The organism is Micromonospora sp. RTBAU3-60 (genome assembly GCF_054963695.1).
On the sequence record NZ_JBUEGB010000008.1, the window covers coordinates 149871 to 167657 of the forward strand.

General features: G+C 74.4%; 13 protein-coding genes. 11 read left to right on the forward strand and 2 right to left on the reverse strand.

Features of this window, described 5'->3' with window-relative positions; translation table 11 throughout:
• Nucleotides 1–215: 215 nt before the first annotated feature.
• Entirely contained in the window at nucleotides 216–4898 is a 4683-nt protein-coding gene (locus tag ACY34I_RS10950; protein ID WP_462754525.1) for an Lhr family helicase, read from the reverse strand.
• A 167-nt stretch (nucleotides 4899–5065) separates the two neighbouring features.
• Between ACY34I_RS10950 and ACY34I_RS10955 the strand changes: the two genes are divergently transcribed.
• Nucleotides 5066–5452, forward strand: coding sequence for a hypothetical protein (locus ACY34I_RS10955; protein WP_462754527.1), 387 nt, complete (start codon nucleotides 5066–5068; stop codon nucleotides 5450–5452).
• Between the two features lie 94 nt (nucleotides 5453–5546).
• Here the strand turns inward: ACY34I_RS10955 and ACY34I_RS10960 are convergent, their stop codons facing one another.
• The gene (locus ACY34I_RS10960; protein WP_462754529.1) at nucleotides 5547–6869 is read right to left on the reverse strand and encodes an MFS transporter; all 1323 of its coding nucleotides are present in this window, start codon (nucleotides 6867–6869) and stop codon (nucleotides 5547–5549) included.
• Between the two features lie 52 nt (nucleotides 6870–6921).
• Between ACY34I_RS10960 and ACY34I_RS10965 the strand changes: the two genes are divergently transcribed.
• From ACY34I_RS10965 to ACY34I_RS11010, 10 genes are all read left to right on the forward strand, one after another.
• The gene (locus tag ACY34I_RS10965) at nucleotides 6922–7515 is read left to right on the forward strand and encodes a CGNR zinc finger domain-containing protein (RefSeq protein WP_462754531.1); all 594 of its coding nucleotides are present in this window, start codon (nucleotides 6922–6924) and stop codon (nucleotides 7513–7515) included.
• Between the two features lie 218 nt (nucleotides 7516–7733).
• Complete coding sequence (locus tag ACY34I_RS10970) at nucleotides 7734–10568, forward strand: Na+/H+ antiporter subunit A (RefSeq protein ID WP_462754532.1); 2835 nt, start codon at nucleotides 7734–7736, stop codon at nucleotides 10566–10568.
• A complete protein-coding gene (locus tag ACY34I_RS10975; protein WP_462754534.1) occupies nucleotides 10565–11047 on the forward strand; it encodes a Na(+)/H(+) antiporter subunit C in 483 nt (160 codons plus the stop codon). Before ACY34I_RS10970 ends, ACY34I_RS10975 begins: the two co-directional genes overlap by 4 nt.
• The gene (locus ACY34I_RS10980; protein ID WP_462754536.1) at nucleotides 11044–12552 is read left to right on the forward strand and encodes a Na+/H+ antiporter subunit D; all 1509 of its coding nucleotides are present in this window, start codon (nucleotides 11044–11046) and stop codon (nucleotides 12550–12552) included. The genes ACY34I_RS10975 and ACY34I_RS10980 overlap by 4 nt, the downstream gene beginning before the upstream one ends.
• Nucleotides 12549–13199 carry a Na+/H+ antiporter subunit E gene (locus tag ACY34I_RS10985; RefSeq protein ID WP_462754538.1) on the forward strand — a complete coding sequence of 217 codons (651 nt, stop codon included), beginning with the start codon at nucleotides 12549–12551 and terminating at the stop codon, nucleotides 13197–13199. The genes ACY34I_RS10980 and ACY34I_RS10985 overlap by 4 nt, the downstream gene beginning before the upstream one ends.
• The gene (locus ACY34I_RS10990) at nucleotides 13196–13459 is read left to right on the forward strand and encodes a monovalent cation/H+ antiporter complex subunit F (RefSeq protein ID WP_462754539.1); all 264 of its coding nucleotides are present in this window, start codon (nucleotides 13196–13198) and stop codon (nucleotides 13457–13459) included. The genes ACY34I_RS10985 and ACY34I_RS10990 overlap by 4 nt, the downstream gene beginning before the upstream one ends.
• Entirely contained in the window at nucleotides 13459–13788 is a 330-nt protein-coding gene (mnhG, locus tag ACY34I_RS10995; RefSeq protein WP_462754541.1) for a monovalent cation/H(+) antiporter subunit G, read from the forward strand. Before ACY34I_RS10990 ends, mnhG begins: the two co-directional genes overlap by 1 nt.
• A gap of 192 nt (nucleotides 13789–13980) precedes the next feature.
• A complete protein-coding gene (locus ACY34I_RS11000; RefSeq protein ID WP_462754543.1) occupies nucleotides 13981–15336 on the forward strand; it encodes a hemolysin family protein in 1356 nt (451 codons plus the stop codon).
• 67 nt (nucleotides 15337–15403) lie between these two features.
• On the forward strand, nucleotides 15404–16468 hold the full coding sequence (locus tag ACY34I_RS11005; protein ID WP_148795141.1) for a hemolysin family protein: 1065 nt from the start codon (nucleotides 15404–15406) through the stop codon (nucleotides 16466–16468).
• A 336-nt stretch (nucleotides 16469–16804) separates the two neighbouring features.
• Nucleotides 16805–17731: a sporulation protein gene (locus tag ACY34I_RS11010; protein WP_462754545.1), complete on the forward strand. Its 927-nt coding sequence runs from the start codon at nucleotides 16805–16807 to the stop codon at nucleotides 17729–17731.
• The last annotated feature ends 56 nt before the right edge of the window (nucleotides 17732–17787 follow it).

Here is a 17787-nt window from a genome sequence, read left to right on the forward strand (position 1 = left end):
CGGACCGTTCCCTCCGTCGCTGCCGGGCGGGGACACCCTACCGATCGCGCACCCCGTGGCCCGCGCGGTTTCTGCCGTGCGTCCCGCCGGCAGGATCGTGCTCGATCCAGGAAGTAGTGGCCTCGCCCACGCTCTGGGGCCACTCGTGCCAGGATCGAGCACGATCTTCGCCGCCGGCCGCGGCCCGCACAGCGACGGGCGCGGTGCGGTGCGGATCAGCCGCGCAGGCGCAGGCCGCGCGGGGTGGCCCGGAAACCGGCGGCGGTCAGCGCGTCGCGCAGCGGCGAGGAGTGCACGGCCTCGCCGTCGGCGCGTTCCACCGAGATGGCCCCGAGGGCGCCGGAGTGCACCGCGTCGGCCAGCGCCTTGCCGGCGGCGGCGAGCCGGTCCGCGTCGTCGGTGAACGACAGGAGGGTCCGTCCGCCTCGCTCCACGTAGAGCACCAGGTCCCCGCCGACCAGCACGACCAGCGCGCCGGCCTTGCGGCCGGCCCGGTGCCCGGTGGCCGGGGTGGTGCCGTCGCCGGAGTCGACCACCCGGTCCGGCCAGGGCAGCGCCGCGCCGTAGGGGTTGGCCGGGTCGGTGGCGGCGAGCACCACGGTCGGCCCGCCCGGGCCGCGGGCGTCGTCGGTCGGGTCGGCTAGGGCGCGGATCCGGTCCACCGCCCCGGGCACGGCGAACTGGGCCGCGCCCAGCCCTTCGACGAAGTAGCCGCGGCGGGCGGCGCCGCGCTCCTCGAGCGCGGACAGCACGGGGTAGACCGCGGCGAAGCCGCCGGTGACCTGCTCGGCCATGACCGCGCCCCGGGTGACCACGCCGTGTCGTTCCAGCAGCAGGTCGGCGAGGGCGGCGGCCCGGCGGGTCGGGTCCAGGTCGCGATCGGGCAGCCGGGACCAGCGCCCGGCGACGGTGGGCGGGCCGCCGCGGCTGGGCAGGGCGACCCGGCCGGGCCGGCGGTAGCGGGTGCGCGGCGCGGACGGCCGGGACCGGTGCGCTCCGCCCCCGCCGAGCACCGTCCGCAGCGGGGCGAGCGTGTCGTTGGTGAGGTGACCGGCCCAGACCAGATCCCAGATCGCCGCTGTCAGTGCGGCGTCGTCGGTCGAGCCGACCCGGTCGGACAGGGAACGGAAGAAGAGTGCCTCCCCGTTGGCGAGCGCGTCCAGCACTGCCTCGTGCAGCGGGGTGCGGGTCAGCGCCTCGTCCGGCGGCGGGAGCAGCAGCGGCGCGGCGTCCGCGTACGCCAGGGTGACCCAGCCGTCGCCGCCGGAGATCGCCCCGGACCCGGCCCAGACCACCTCCCCGCTCGCGCAGAGCTCGTCGAGCTGGGCGGGGGAGTAGTCGGCGACCCGGGCGGGCAGCACTAGACGTTCCAGCGCGGACGCCGGCACGGCGACCCCCTGCAACTGCTCGACGGTGGCGGCGACCGCTTCCACGCCCCGGGCCGACGAGCCGACCTGCTGCCAGCGCGGCAGGAACGCGGCGAGGGCTCGCGGCGGCACCGGCTCGATCTCCCGGCGCAGCGCGGCGAGCGAACGTCGGCGTAGCAGCCGCAGCACCTCGGCGTCGCACCACTGGGTGCCGACGCTGTCCGGGGCGAACTCGCCGGAGACCACCCGCCCGGTGGCGCCGAGTCGGCGCAGCGCCTGCTCGACGACGAACGCGCCGAGCCCGAACCGGGCGGCGCAGGTGGCCGCCGCGAACGGGCCGTGGGTCTTCGCGTACCGGGCGACCAGGTCGCCGAGCGGATCGGCCACCGGTGCCAGGTAGGCCTCGGCCACCCCGACCGGCAGCGCGACGCCGAGGGCGTCCCGCAGCCGGGCCGCGTCCTCCACGCCCACCCAGCGTTCCTCGCCGGCGATCCGGACCCGCAGCACCCGGCGGGCCGCCGCCAGCTCGGTCAGCCATCCGGCCGGTATGCCCCGCTCGGCCAGCTCGGCGTCGCTCAGGTCGCCGACCACCCGGAGCAGCTCGACCACGTCCTCGGCGTCGCGGGGGCGGCGCTGCTCGGTGAGCCAGCGCAGCTGCCGCTCGGTCTCGGCGAGGACCGTCGGGTCGAGCAGTTCGCGCAGGTCGACCCGGCCGAGCAGCTCGCCGAGGAGCCCGGAGTCGAGGGCCAGCGCGGCGGCCCGGCGCTCCGCGAGGGGGGCGTCGCCCTCGTAGAGGAACGCGCCGACGTATCCGAAGAGCAGGGAGCGGGCGAACGGGGACGGGCGCTCGGACTCCACCTCGACCAGGCGCACCTTGCGGGCGGCCAGGTCGCGCATCAGTTCGGCCAGCGCCGGCTGGTCGAAGACGTCCTGCAGGCATTCCCGGGCGGCTTCGAGGGTGACCGGGAAGTCGGCGTACTCCCGGGCGACGTCGAGGAGCTGGGCGGCCCGCTGGCGCTGCTGCCACAGCGGCTGCCGGCGGCGCGGGTCGCGGCGGGGCAGGAGCAGCGACCGGGCCGCGCACTCGCGGAACCGGGACGCGAACAGCGCGGAGGTGCCGACGGTCTCCTCCACGAGCTGGGCGATCTCGTCGGGCTCGAAGACCACCACGTCGGCGCCGGGTGGCTCGTCGGCGGTGTCTGGCAGCCGTACCACGATGCCGTCGTCGGCGGGCATCACCTGGGCGTCCACCCCGTAGCGCTCGGCGAGGCGGCGACCGATGGCGAGCGCCCACGGGCCGTTGACCCGGGCGCCGAGCACCGAGTGCACGGCCAGCCGCCAGTCGCCCAGCTCGTCGCGGAACCGCTCGACCACCACCGTCCGGTCGTCGGGCAGCGCCCGGGTGGCCTCCTTCTGCTCCCGCAGGTAGGCCATGAGGTTGCCGGCGGCCCAGTCGTCCAGCCCGCCGGCGCGCAGTGCGGCGACGGCGTCGGAGTCGCTCTGCCGCAGCAGCGCCCGCACCCGGGCGCCGATCGCCCGGCCCAGCTCGACCGGGCGGCCGAGCTGGTCGCCCTTCCAGAACGGCATCCGGGCGGCCTGCCCGGGGGCGGGGGAGACCAGCACCCGGTCGGGGGTGATCTCCTCGATCCGCCAGGACGATGAGCCGAGCAGGAACACGTCGCCGACCCGGGACTCGTAGACCATCTCCTCGTCCAGCTCGCCGACTCGGGCGGCCCGTTCGGCGCCGGCCAGGAAGACCCCGAACAGCCCCCGGTCGGGGATGGTGCCGCCGCTGGTCACGGCGAGTCGCTGGGCGCCGGGGCGGCCGGTCAGCACGTCGGTGGCCCGGTCCCAGACCAGCCGGGGTCGCAGCTCGGCGAAGGCGGTCGAGGGGTAGCGCCCGGAGAGCATGTCGAGCACGGCGTGCAGCGCCGAGTCGGGCAGCTCGGCGAAGGGGGCCGCCCGGCGGACCAGCACGGCCAGGTCGCCGAGCCGCCACGGCTCCAGGGCCACCATCGCCACGATCTGCTGGGCCAGCACGTCCAGCGGGTTGCGCGGGTAGTGCAGCTCCTCGATCGCGCCCTGGCCCATCCGTTCGGCGACCACGGTGCAGGAGAGGAGGTCGCCGCGGTGCTTCGGGAAGACCACGCCCCGGGACACCGCGCCCACCTGGTGCCCGGCCCGACCGACCCGTTGCAGGCCGGCGGCGACGCTTGGCGGGGCCTCGATCTGCACCACGAGGTCGACCGCGCCCATGTCGATGCCGAGCTCCAGGCTGGAGGTGGCCACCACGGCGGGCAGCTGCCCGGACTTGAGCGCCTCCTCGATGTGCTTGCGCTCCTCCCGGGAGACGCTGCCGTGGTGCGCCCGGGCGATCACCGGTGGCGCGCCGGCCGCTGCCCCGGATTGCGCCATCACCTCGGCCGGCTGGCGGGGCGCGCGCAGCGGGCCGCGTCGCGGGCCACCGTCGGCGGCCGCCGGGCCGTCGTCCCACCCGGGCGGATCGGATACGCCCACCGGCCCGCCGCCCTGGGCCACGCGACCGCCGTCCGGGGCGACCGACGCGGCCAGCTTTTCGGCGGCGAGTTCGTTGAGTCGGGCGCAGAGCCGTTCGGCGCTGCGCCGGGAGTTGGTGAAGACGATGGTGGACCGGTGCGACCGGACCAGCGCGAAGACCCGTTCCTCGACGGCCGGCCAGATCGACGCCCGGCGTGGGCCGGGGCCGCCGAGATCGTCCTCCGGCGGCTCCTGCTCGTCGAGGCGTGTCATGTCCTCCACCGGCACCTGCACGCTGACCTCGATGGTCTTGCTGCTGGCCGGCTGCACCACGTCGACCGGACGGGCCCCGCCGAGGAAGCGGGCGCAGCCGTCGACCGGCCGGACGGTGGCGGACAGACCGATCCGCTGCGCCGGCGTCTCCAGCAGCGCGTCGAGCCGCTCCAGGGAGAGGGCCAGGTGGGCGCCGCGTTTGGTGCCGGCGACCGCGTGCACCTCGTCGACGATGACCGTCTTGACGCCGCGCAGCGAGTCCCGGGCGGCGGAGGTGAGCAGCAGGAACAGCGACTCCGGTGTGGTGATGAGGATGTCCGGCGGGGTACGCGCGAAGGCCCGGCGCTCGTCGGCCGGGGTGTCGCCGGTGCGCATGCCGACGGTGATCTCCGGCGGGACGAGACCGAGCCGGGTGGCGGCCTGCCGGATGCCGGCCAGCGGGGCGCGCAGGTTGCGTTCCACGTCGACGGCGAGCGCCTTGAGCGGGCTGACGTAGAGCACCCGGCAGCGCTGCCGCGGCTCGGCGGGCGGCGGCTCCTTGGCCAGCCGGTCCAGCGACCAGAGGAACGCGGCCAGGGTCTTGCCGGAGCCGGTCGGGGCCACGACCAGGGCGTTGCGCCCGGCCGCGACCGACCGCCACGCGCCGGCCTGGGCGGCGGTGGGTTGCGCGAAGGCGGCGGTGAACCACTCGCGGGTCGCCGCGCCGAAATCCGCCAGCACCGTCGCGTCCCCGCCGGTCACCTCGTCCGCCACGCCTTCCATCCTGCCTCGCCGATGTGACATTCGGCCCGCGCGGGACGCTGTTCTGTCCGGGTCAGACGCTTACGTGTCGGATGCGACTTTGCATCCGTTAAGTCTTACTTAACTGCTTGCTTGTGGGGTGCAACGTAAAGTAACTTCACTCGCAACGCAGCGTGGGGAGGGCTGGGATGACCGTCGAGGAGCGAGGCTCCGGGCCCGGGACCGACGTGTTGATCCGCAAGGTCGACAGCCATCTCGCCGCGCTCCGCGCCGGGCTGCACGCCCCCGAGCTGGAGCTCGCCGAGGAGCTCGCCCGGTGCCTGCGCGAGCTGGTCGTCGCCACCGCCCACTCCAGCGCCGCCGACCGGGGTCTGGTCCGCGCGGCCGTGCACTACTTCGTGCTGCGCCGGGAGAGCCGCGGCAAGCTGCTGCCGGTGCGCTCCCTGGCCGCCGCGCAGCGGGTGGTCAACAAGGCCGTCCGCCAGCTCGGCCGCCCGGACCTGCTGGTGGAGACCCGCCGGGATCGCCCCGCCCGCGAGCCGGCCGTGCCCGCCGGCGACCCCGCCCTCCGCTGACCGCCCGTCCGCCTGGCCCACCGCTCGACGCCCGGCACCGTTGACCAAGAAGTTTGCGTCGCCCTGGGCCTGGATCCTGGCCCAAACCTCTTGATCAACTAGGCGTACCGATCCTGGGCGTGATTTCTGCTGGGCGGGTTGTTTCGGCGTCACGGAGGGCTTGGGTGGTGACCCGGGAGGCGAGCAGGAGCGCGGCGAGCACGAGCCCGACGGCTGCGGCGATGAAGGGGGCGCGGATCCCCAGGCTGCGTCCGAGCAAGCCGCCGGCGAGGGCTCCGAGGGGGATGACACCCAGGACGACCAGGCGGTAGGCGGCGGTGACGCGGCCGAGGAGTTCGTCGGGGACTGCGGCCTGGCGCAGGGTGCTGACGACGATCTGGTTCAGCGAGGCGGCAACGGCAGCGCAGAACATGCCGGCAAGGGCGAGCGGTGTGTGGTGACCCAGGCCGAGGATGGCGTAGCTGGCGGCCGGGACGAGGGCGGCGAGCCAGGTGGTGGGGCCACCGCCGATGCGGGGCACGATGTGCTCGGCGAGCAGTGACCCGGCGATCGCACCGGCGGCGGGAACGGCGACGAACAGGCCGTAGCGCGACATGGGCATTTGGTACGGACCGGTGACCAGCAGAACGAGCAACCCGCCGGTGACCGAGCCGAAGAAGTTGATCGCCGCCGAGATGAACGCGACTCGGCGCAGCAGGTCGTGCCGCCAGAAGTGGGCCCATCCGGAGCGGATGTCCTGAGTGACGGTGGTCGGGGTCGAACGGCGGCGCTCCTGCTCCTCGCTGGTGGGGCGCAGCGCGGGCAGCAGCAGAGCGGCCAGGCCGGCGAGGGCGAACGCGGCCGCGCCGGTGTAGAAGGCCGCTGATGCTGCCAGGGCGAACAACGCCGCCCCGGCCGGCGGACCGATGAAGGTGTTGATGACGGACTGGGTCGCGAACAACCGGCCGTTGGCGCGCTCGAGCTGCTCGCGTGGCAGGAGACGGGGCGGGATGGCCAGGGCGGCGTTGTCGACCATCGTCTCGGCGCAACCGGCCAGGAACACTGCGGCGTAGAGCAGTGCGACGTGGCGCCATCCGTTCGCCAGGGCCACGGCGAGCAGCGCGAACCCGGCCGCCCGCAGCCAGTTGCCAGCGGTGAGTATCCGACGTCGGTCCACCCGGTCGGCCAGCGCGCCGGCCGGAAGGGTTGCGATCAGCCAGGGCAGGAACTGCACCACCGTCATGCCCGCCACCACGAGCGGGTCACGGCTCAGCGTGGCGACGAGCAGCGGCGCCGCGGCCTGCAGCAGCCCGTCAGCGAGGTTTGAGGACGCTTGGGACGCCCACAGTGCCCTGAACGATCTGCGTGGGGCGGCGACAGGCACGAGCAGTCTCCTGGTGGTGTTCTCATGGGTGATTGGCTGATTGGGGGTGAGCATGCCAGTAGGGGAGCCTCACATGCAACAATGCTTTTAACCATGAGAGGAGCTGATGGTGAGGTTCGGCCACATCGCGGGCGACCGCATGCTCGACCTGGTGAACACCGTTGCCTGGCGCCTCGGCGGGGGCGAACGCACGGAGAAGCTGAAGACCTTCTCCGACGTCGTCGACTGGTGCCGCGAGTCCGACCTGATCAGCGGAGACGAGGCCGTGGCCCTGCGCGACCTCGCCCGCCAGGACGACGCCCGGGCCGAGCGGGAACGGCAACAGGTCATCGAAGCGCGCGAGAGGGTCTACGCAGCTCTCTTCGAGGATGACCCCGAAGCCGCCGCAGACCTCGCGGGCATGTACCGGGCGGCGATCGCCGCAGCCGACCTGGTCCGCACCGGCGACCGCTGGCAGTGGCGAGACCGGGAAACCGACCTCCGCCTGCCCCGCAATCGCATCGTCCGCGGGCTCGTGGCTCTCACCCAGCGCGACGACCTCGACCGCCTCCACCAGTGCGAAGACGCCAAGTGCGGCTGGGTTTATCTCGACACATCACCACGGCGGAACCGCCGCTGGTGCAACACGAAGGACTGTGGCGACCGCAACCGCGCCCGCGCCTACTACGCCCGACAGAAGGCGAAGAGTCACCTGCCCTGATTCATCCACCGCCGGTGATCGTGGACTCACGACGCCGAGACTCAATCAACGTCCCCAGCCAGTACCCAACCGGGCGAGGGTCCGGTCAGGCGGGCCGGGGCAGGTGGCCGGGGTGGGGTGGTTTTCCGGAAAACCGCCCGAGTGGGTGCTGCTGTGACGTCTGATCGGTCGTGGCCGCAGTGTGCCGACGCGCGCTGCCACCTCGACCTGGAGTGCGCGTGCTCGTCCTGCTCATCCTGCACCTGCTGGCGGCACTGCTCGCGCCGCTGCTGGTGCGGTGGTGGGGTCCGCGCGCCTGCTACCCGCTCGCCCTCGCCCCGGCCGCCGCCTTCGGCTGGGCCGTCGCGCACACCGGGGCGGTCCGCGACGGCGGCGCGCTGGTCGAGACGTACCCGTGGATCGCGGAGCTGCAGCTCGACGTGGCGCTGCGGGTCACCACCCTGTCCTGGCTGATGCTGCTGCTGGTCGGCGGCGTCGGCGCGCTGGTGCTGATCTACTCCGCCCGCTACTTCCACGCCGGCTCCGCGGGGCTGGCCCGGTTCGCCGCCGTCATGGTCGCCTTCGCCGGGGCGATGGTCGGCCTGGTCGTCTCCGACGACCTGCTGCTGCTCTACGTCTTCTGGGAACTCACCACGGTCTTCTCCTACCTGCTGATCGGGCACAGCACCGAGCGGCGGTCCAGCCGCTGGGCGGCCGCCCAGGCGCTGATCGTCACCACGCTGGGCGGACTGGCCATGCTGGTCGGCTTCCTGCTGCTCGGCCGGCACGCCGGCGGCTACCGCTGGTCCCTGATCACGTCCGTGCCGCTGCCCGGCGGCGGGTACCTCGTCACGGCCGTGCTGCTCATCCTCGTCGGGGCGCTCGCCAAGTCCGCCGTGTTCCCGTTCAGCTCCTGGCTGCCGGTGGCCATGGCGGCGCCCACACCGGTTAGCGCGTACCTGCACGCGGCGGCGATGGTGAAGGCCGGAGTGTTCCTGATCGCGCTGCTCGGCCCGGCGCTCGCCCCGACCGGCCCGTGGCGGCCGGTCACCGTGGTCGCCGGGCTGGTCACCCTGGTCGCCGGAGGCTGGGCGGCGCTGCGGCAGGACGACCTCAAGCTGCTGCTGGCGTACGGGACGGTCAGCCAGCTCGGCCTGCTCACCGTGGCGCTCGGCGCGGGCACCCCCGAGGCGGCGCTGGCCGGCACGGCGATGCTGCTGGCACACGCGCTGTTCAAGGCGGGACTGTTCCTCGTCGTGGGCATCCTCGACCACAGCGCGGGCGGCCGGGACCTGCGCGAACTGTCGGGGGTGGGACGCAGCGCGCCGATGCTCGCCGGGATCGCCGCGCTGGCCGCCGCCTCGATGGCCGGCGTGCCGCCGCTGCTCGGCTTCGTCGCCAAGGAGGCCGTCCTCACCGCGTTCACCGGCCAGCCGCTGGTGCTCGCCGGGCTGGTCGCGGGCAGCGCGCTGACCGCCGCGTACAGCATCCGCTTCCTGTGGGGGGCCTTCGCCGCCCGGCGCGGCGTCCCGGACACCGAGCTGGAGCGGCCCCCCGCCGCGATGCTCGTACCGCCGGCCCTGCTCGCCGTGGCCGGGCTCGCCGCCGGGCCGGCGGCCGGCGGGGTCGGCGCGCTGCTCCACCCGTACGCCGCGCGCTTCGGCCCGGCGGAGGAGCACCTGGCGCTCTGGCACGGACCGACCGTCGCGCTGGGCCTCTCCGCCGTCGCCATCGGCGGCGGGGTGGTGCTGCACCTGGTCCGCGGCCGGCTGGCGCCCGCGCTGGCCCGGCTGCGCTTCCCGGTCGGCGGCAACCAGGGGTACGAGTGGATCACCCACCGGTTTGACCGGCTCGCCATCGAGGTCACCAGCGCCACCCAGCGCGGCTCCCTGCCGCAGTACCTCGGCACCGTGCTGCTCGCCCTGGTGCTGGTGCCCGGCACGGCGATGCTGGTCACCCGGCCCTGGCGGAACGACGTCGTCGGCTGGGCCAACCCCGCCCAGCTCGTGGTCTGCGCGGTGATCGCGGTCGCGGCAGTGCTCGCGGTCGGCGCCCGGCGGCGGCTCACCGCCATGCTGCTGGTCGGCGTCACCGGCTACGGCACGGCGATGATGTTCGTCCTCTACGGCGCACCCGACCTGGCGCTCACCCAGTTCCTGGTGGAGACGGCCACCATCGCGGTGTTCGTGCTGGTGTTGCGGCGGCTGCCGGAACGCTTCTCGGCCCGCCCGCTGCGGCGCAGCCGCTGGGTACGCCGGGGGATCGGGGCGGCCGCCGGGCTGGTGATGGCGGGCCTCGCCCTCGCCGCCGCCGGGGCCCGGCGGGCACCGTCGATCTCACTGGCCTTCCCGCACCTGGCGGTCACCGAGGGCCACGGCCGCAACGTGGTCAACGTGACCCTGGTGGACATCCGGGCCTGGGACACCATGGGCGAGATCTCGGTGCTGGTGGTGACCGCGACGGGGGTGGCCAGCCTGATCTTCGAGCGGTCCCGCACCGGGCCCCGGCCGCGCCGCCCCCGCCCGTCCGCGCCCCGGCGGGACCGGCGCACCGTCTGGCTGCGCGGCGGGGCCACCCTGCATGAGCGCCGCCGGTCGATCGTCTTCGAGGTGGTCACCCGGCTGATCTTCCACACCGTGGTGCTGTTCTCCCTGTTCCTGCTCTTCTCCGGGCACAACGCCCCCGGCGGCGGCTTCGCGGGCGGGCTGGTCGCCAGCCTCGCGCTGGCCCTCCGCTACCTGGCCGGCGGCCGGTACGAGCTGGCCGAGGCCGCCCCGATCGGAGCCGGCACCGTGCTCGGCGCTGGACTGGCCGTGTCAGTCGGCGGCGGCGTGCTCTCGCTGCTGGTCACCGGCGCCGTGCTGCACAGCGTCAAGGTGAACCTCTGGCTCCCCGTGGTCGGCCACGTCCACCTGGTCACGTCGCTCTTCTTCGACATCGGCGTCTACCTGATCGTGGTCGGCCTGGTGCTGGACATCCTGCGCAGCCTCGGCGCCGAGGTGGACCGGCACATCGAGGCCGCCGGCGAGTCCACCCCGGGGCTGGCCGTCCAGCGGGACGGGGAGCGGCCATGACGGACGCCGGGGCGGGGCCGACCCTGGTGCTGGTGGTCGCCGTCGGAGTGCTCGTCGCGACCGGCGTCACGCTGCTGCTGGAGCGGAGCCTGACCCGGATCCTGCTCGGCGTCATCCTGCTCGGCAACGGGGTGAACCTGCTGATCCTGCTCGGCGGCCGGCCCGGCGGCCCGCCCCTGATCGGCGCCGGGCCGACCGGACGGATGAGCGACGCCCTGCCGCAGGCCATGGTGCTCACCGCCGTGGTGATCACGTTCGGGCTGACCGCGTTCCTGCTCGCCGTCGCCTACCGGAGCTGGTACCTCAGCGGCGACGACGAGGTGCAGGACGACCTGGAGGACCGGCAGATCGTCCGGCTCGCCGAGCGCGACGAGGTGTCCACCGCGGACCTCGGCGGCGAGGGGCCGAACAATGACCCGGAGCAGGTGGACCCGGGGCCGGCGCTGCGCCGGCTGCGCCGCCGCGGGGAAGAGTCGTGACGTCCGCCCTGGTGCCGCTGCCGGTGGTGGTGCCGCTGCTCGGCGCCGCGCTCACCCTGATCCTGGCCAACCGGCCCCGCTGGCAGCGGACCGTCAGCGTGCTCGGCCTCGTCACCACCCTGGCGGTCGCCGTGGTGCTGCTCGTCGAGGCGTACCGGCACGGGCCGGTGGTGGTCCGGGTCGGCGACTGGCCCCCGCCGGTCGGCATCGTGCTGGTCGCCGACCAGTTGGCCGCGCTGATGCTGGTGGTCTCCTCGGCGGTGACCCTCTGCGTGCTGCTCTACTCGATCGGCCAGGGGCGCGGGGAGACCACCGAGGCCGCCCCGGTGAACATCTACCACCCCACCTACCTGGTGTTGACCGCCGGCGTGACCAACGCGTTCCTCGCCGGGGACCTGTTCAACCTCTTCGTCGGCTTCGAGATCCTGCTGGCCGCCAGCTTCGTGCTGATCACCCTCGGCGGCACGGAGACCCGCATCCGGACCGGCGCGACGTACGTGGTGGTCAGCATCCTCTCCTCGATGATCTTCCTGGCCGCCGTGGGACTGGTGTACGCGGCCACGGGCACCGTCAACATGGCCCAGCTCGCCGGGCGGCTGGACGCCCTGCCGGCCGGCGTACGCCTGGCGTTGCAGCTGATCCTGCTGCTCGCGTTCGGCATCAAGGCGGCGGTCTTCCCGGTCTCCGCCTGGCTGCCGGACAGCTACCCGACCGCGCCGGCCCCGGTGACCGCGGTCTTCGCCGGCCTGCTCACCAAGGTCGGCGTGTACGCGATCATCCGCACCGAGACCCTGCTCTTCCCCGGCGGTCAGGTCTCCGGCCTGCTCATGGTGGTGGCCGGGCTGACCATGGTGGTCGGCATCCTCGGCGCGGTCGCCCAGTCCGACATGAAGCGGCTCTTCTCCTTCACCCTGCTCAGCCACATCGGCTACATGATCTACGGGGTGGGGCTGACCACCGTCGCCGGGCTCACCGGGGCGATCTTCTACGTGGTGCACCACATCACCATCCAGACCACCCTCTTCCTGGTCGCCGGCCTGGTCGAGGAGCGGGCCGGCAGCACCGACCTGCGCCGGCTGGGCGGGCTGGCCCGGGTCGCCCCGCTGCTCGGCGTGCTCTTCTTCGTCCCGGCGATGAACCTGGCCGGCATCCCGCCGTTCTCCGGCTTCCTCGGCAAGCTCGGCCTGCTCCAGGCCGGCGTGGCGGCCGGCGGGGTGCTGCCCGGGGTGCTGGTCGCCGCGGGGACGGTGACCAGCCTGCTCACCCTCTACGCCGCCTCCCGGGTGTGGAACATCGCGTTCTGGCGGGCGCCCCGGCTGGCCACCTCCACCCCGGCCGTCCGGCTGCCCGCGCTGATGGTCGGCGCCACCGCCGCTCTGGTGGCGCTCGGCGTAGCGCTCACCCTGGCCGCCGGGCCGCTGTTCCGGGTCACCGCGGACGCCGCCGGCGACCTGCGGCAACGCACCCCGTACGTCCGGGCCGTGCTGCCGGCGGGCGCCCCGTGACCGGCGACCCGCCCCCCGGACCCCAAGGCCGCGACGGGCGCCCGGCGGAGGGCACGCCGCCGGGCGACCACGGCCCCGCGGCGCCGGCCATCGGGCGCGGCGGGCGGCGCCGCGACCAGGCCGTCGCGCTCGGCTGGCTGGTGGCGATCTGGCTGCTGCTCTGGGGGGATCTCTCCTGGGGCAACCTGCTCGGCGGGATCCTCGTTGGCGCGGCCGTGCTGATGTTCTTCCCGCTCCCGCCGGTCACCTTCGGCGGTCGGCTCCGGCCCGGCGCGCTGCTGGTCCTCGCGGTCACCTTCGTCGGCGAGCTGGTCAGCGCCAGCGTGCACGTCGCCGCCATCGCGGTCCGCCCCGGCTACCGGCCGCGCGGCGCGATCATCGCGGTGCCGCTGCGGATCCGCACCGACCTCAACCTGGCGCTCACCGCCGAGCTGATCTCCCTGGTCCCGGGCACCCTGATCCTCGAGGTGGACCGCGACCACGGCGTCCTCTACGTGCACGTCCTCGACGTCCGCGGCCCCGAGGACCTGACCGGCAGCCGGGAGCGCGTCCTCGCCGTCGAGCGGCGCGTCGTCCGCGCGGTCGGCTCCCCCCAGGAAGTACGCCAGCTCACCGTCGAACCTGTCGACAGGAGGACCAGTCCGTGATCGCCTTCCTCGCCGTCGCGCTGACCGTGCTGATCTCGGTCACCGCGCTGCTCGCCCTGGCCCGCATCTACCGCGGACCGTCGCTGCTCGACCGGGTCGTCGCCGCCGACCTGCTGCTCTCCACCATGCTGGCCGCGGTGGCCGTGGAGGCGGCGATCAACCGGCACGCCACCACGCTGCCCGTCCTGGTGGTGCTCTCGCTGCTCGGCTTCGTCGGGTCGGTCTCGCTGGTCCGGTTCGCCGTCCGCGAGGTGGCCTGATGGCTGCCGTCGCCGACTGGCTCGGCGCCGCCTTCCTGCTGGCCGGGGCGCTGCTCGGGCTGGCCGCCGGGATCGGCGTGCTGCGCTTCCCCGACGTGCTCGACCGGATGCACGCCGCCACCAAACCGCAGGTCCTCGGCGTGCTGCTGCTGCTCGCCGGGGTGGCGTTGCGCCTGCGTACGCCGGCCGACCTGGGGATGATCGGACTGGTCGCGGTCTTCCAACTGGCCACCGCGCCGGTCGCCGCGCAGATGATCGGGCGGGCCGCGTACCGGTCGGGCCGGGTCGACCGGGCCCTGCTCGACGCCGACGAGCTGGCTGGCCGGTGAACCGGACACGACGACCCTGGCCGGCCGGTGAACCGGACGCCGGGGAGCTTCCCGGCACCCTCAGCGGACGTACAGCCGGCGCCGATAAAATGGCCGCATGATCGACTCCTCTGCCCAGGAGGGCAGCAGTAGCCAGCCGGGTCATGCCCGGCAATCCCCAGTCCCGACGGCCCCGGGAGCCCTGAGCGTCCCGTGCTGATCCTCGTCGGACTCGTTCTCATCATCGTGCTCACCGCCGCCACCGGTTACTTCGTGGCCCAGGAGTTCGGCTACGTCGCCGTGGACCGGGGCAAGCTCAAGCAGCTCGCCGACGGCGGCGACCAGGCCGCCGCCCGGGCCCTGGAGGTGACCGGACGGCTGTCGTTCATGCTGTCCGGCGCCCAGCTCGGCATCACCGTGACCGCCCTGCTGGTCGGTTACGCCGCCGAGCCGTACCTGGGTGCCGGGCTGGCCGACCTGCTCGGCGTCGCCGGCCTCTCCACGTCGGTCGCGCTGCCGCTGTCGGTGGCGCTCGCCCTGATCATCGCCACCGTGGTGCAGATGGTCCTCGGTGAGCTGGCCCCGAAGAACCTGGCCATCGCCCGAGCCGAGCCGCTCGCCCGGGCCCTGGCCCGGTCCACCCTGATCTACCTCAAGCTGGCCGGACCGGTCATCACGCTCTTCGACCGGGCCGCCGTACGACTGCTGCGCCGGGTCGGCATCGAGCCGATCGAGGAGCTGCCCAGCGGCGCCACCCCGGAGGACCTGGAGCAGATCATCGCCGAGTCCCGGGAGGAGGGGCACCTCGACGCCGCGATGTCCGACCTGCTCGACCGGGGCCTCGACTTCCGCGAGCTGACCGCCGGGGAGGCCATGGTTCCCCGGGTCGACGTGCACACCGTACGGGCCGACGAGCCGGTCAGCCGGGTCGTCGAGCTGCTGGACACCGGCCACTCCCGGTTCCCGGTCCGGGGCGCCGAGGGCGTCGACGACCTGGTCGGCGTGGTCGGCATCGCCGACGTGCTGGGGGTGCCGCCGGCCGAGCGGGCCACCACCCGGGTCGAGGCGGTGGCCACACCCCCGCTGCTGGTGCCGGAGACGCTGCCGTTACCGACGGTGCTGGACCGGCTCCGGGTCGGGCACCGGCAGCTCGCCTGCGTGGTCGACGAGTACGGCGGCTTCGCCGGCGTGATCACGCTGGAGGACATCGCCGAGGAGCTGGTCGGGCCGATCCGCGACGAGGACGACCCGCCGGAGCGGGCCCCGGCGCGGCAGGACGACGGCTCCTGGGTGGTGCCCGCCCGCTGGCGGATCGACGAGGTCGCCGACAGCACCGGCATCGCGCTGCCCGAGGCACCCGAGTACGACACGCTCTCCGGGCTGGTCATGCGGGAGCTGGGCCGGGTGCCCGAGGTCGGCGACCGGCTGGAGATCAGCCTCGCCGTCGACGGCGAGCTGCCCGACGTCGAGCCTCGCGCCCTGGTCGAGGTGCTGGCCGTGGACCGGCACGTCGCCGACTCCGTCCGGCTCCGGATGGCCGTCGCCGAGCGCGGGGAGGAGGCGGCATGAGCGAGCGGAGCGAGCGAATCGTGGGGTTCGGTGCTCATGGCGACGCCGAGCGCGGGGAGGTGGCGGCATGACCCCGGGGTTCGCGCTGTTCTTCTCCGTGGTGCTGCTGGCGCTCAACGGCTTCTTCGTGGCCGCCGAGTTCGCCCTGGTCGCGGCCAAGCGCTACCGCTTGGAGCAGATGGCGGCCGGCGGCGGCCGGGCGGCCCGCGCGGCGCTGGACGGCGTCCGCGAGCTGAGCCTGATGCTGGCCGGCGCCCAGCTCGGCATCACCCTGTGCACCCTGGGTCTCGGTGCCCTCGCCGAACCCGCGATCGAGCGCCTGATCAGCCCGCTGCTGCACGCGGTGGGGCTGCCGCTGGCGGCCAGCCACCTGGTGGCGCTGCTCTTCGCGCTCGCCCTGGTGACCTTCCTGCACCTGGTGGTCGGCGAGATGGCCCCGAAGTCGTGGGCGATCACCGACGCGGAGCGCTCGGCCACGCTGTTGGCGCTGCCGTTCCGGGCCTTCGCGCGGGTGGCCCGCCCGGTGCTCTCCGCGCTGAACGCGCTGGCCAACGCGGTCCTGCGGCTGGTCGGCGTACGCCAGCAGGACCAGCTCGCCCAGGTGCACGGCCCGGACGAGCTGCGCATCCTGCTGGAGCAGTCCCGCGAGCACGGGCTGCTCGGCGCCGAGCAGCACCAGATGCTGACCAGCATGCTGGAGCTGCAGGGCACCACGGTGGCGCAGGTGATGGAGCCGTTCGACCGGATCGTCACGGTACGCCGGGAGGACACCGCCGAGCGGATCGAGCACGTCTCCCGGGACAGCGGCCGGTCGCGGCTGGCCGTGGTCGACGCCGGGGGCGAGGTGTGCGGCCTCGTGCACGTCCGCGAGGCGGTCCGGGCAGTCACCACGGGCCGGCCGGCGACCGCCGGTGAGCTGATGACCCCGGCGTTCACGCTGCCCGCCGGGGCGTCGGTCACCGAGGCGGTGGCGGCCATGCGGGGCCGGCAGGCCCAGTTGGCGCTGGTCCGCAACGGTGGCGGCCCGACCCGGCCGCTCGGCTTCGTCGCCTTGGAGGACCTGCTGGAGGAGGTCATCGGCGAGTTCGACGACGAGACCGACCCGGTGCCCCGGGGCCGCCGCCTACGCTGACCGTCCCGTCCCAACCCTTCCGGCCGCCGGGTCCCTCGGACCCGGCGGCCGACCCATCTCCGGACCCCACGGCGGCTCCACATCGCCGAAGTGGCGGTGTCCGGCCGCCGACCCGTCTCCGGACCCCATGGCGGCTCCACATCGCCGAAGTGGCGGTATCTGGCCGCCCGGACACCCCCACGTCGCCGACCTGGCGAGGGACGCCGGCCGGCGGGGGACCCGGCCAGCGAGTCCCGGACGGGCGGGGCCCGGGCGGCGCGGGCCCGGCGGCGCGGGCCGGGCTGGCCAGGTGGGTCAGGCAGGAGTGCCCGCCCGGCGAGCGGGAATGCCGGCGGCATGCGGCTGACCGGGGTGTCGTCGGAGTCCGTCTGGACCGGGCTCTCGGTGAGCACCACCGTGACCAATCCCAGCACCCGACCGGGGCTGCGGCTACCCGGCCGGGTGACCCTCACCGCCGGGGGCGAGGACGTGCCGGTCCGGCACGTCCGGCTCGGGCTGGTCGCCCAGCTCGAACCGGAGGATCCGGACGCGCCGCGCCGGTTGGTGCAGTACCACGAGGTGCCGGTCGCCGGCCGGTTCGTGGTGCCGGCCGGGCGGCGGCGGGCGGTGGATTTCGCCTTCCCGCTGCCCTGGGAGAGCCCGGTGACCATGTTCGGCGGGGTCCCGCTGATGAGCCTGCGCACCGGGCTGCGTACCGAGGTGTCCGTCGATCCGGACCTGGACCAGGGCGCCATGGTGCCGGTCTTCATCCACCCGCTCCCCGTCCAGCAGGGCGTCCTGTCCGCGCTGGACACCCTCGGATTCGTGATGCGGCAGGCGGGCCTCCAGCACGGCCGGCTGCCCGGCGTGGAGCAGAAGCTGCCGTTCTACGAGCGGCTGGGCTACTGGGCGGCGCCGCTGTACGCCGGCCCGATCACCGAGCTGGAAGTGATCTTCGTGACCAACGGGGCGGGGCTGGAGGTGCTGCTCTGGATGGACCGGCGGCTCTCCCTGGCCGGAGTCACCCACCAGAGCATCAGCCGGTTCCGGGTCTGGCACGCCGGGGCCGGGCAACGGGACTGGGTGGCCACCGTGGACGGCTGGCTGCGGCACGCGATCGACCGGCACGCCGCGGCCGCCGCGCACGCCGACTGGTCCGCCATGATCCGGGAGTCCGCGCACGTCAGCCGCCACCCGGATGAGCCGGTCCAGCCGGGCTTCGGCCTGCAGGGCACGGCCGGCGGGGGCGGCGGCATCGGCGGTGGTGGCGGCGACGGCACCTGACCCGCCCCCGTGCCGGGCCGGTACCGCCGCGCGTCGACAAGTTAAGGGGGGCCCTG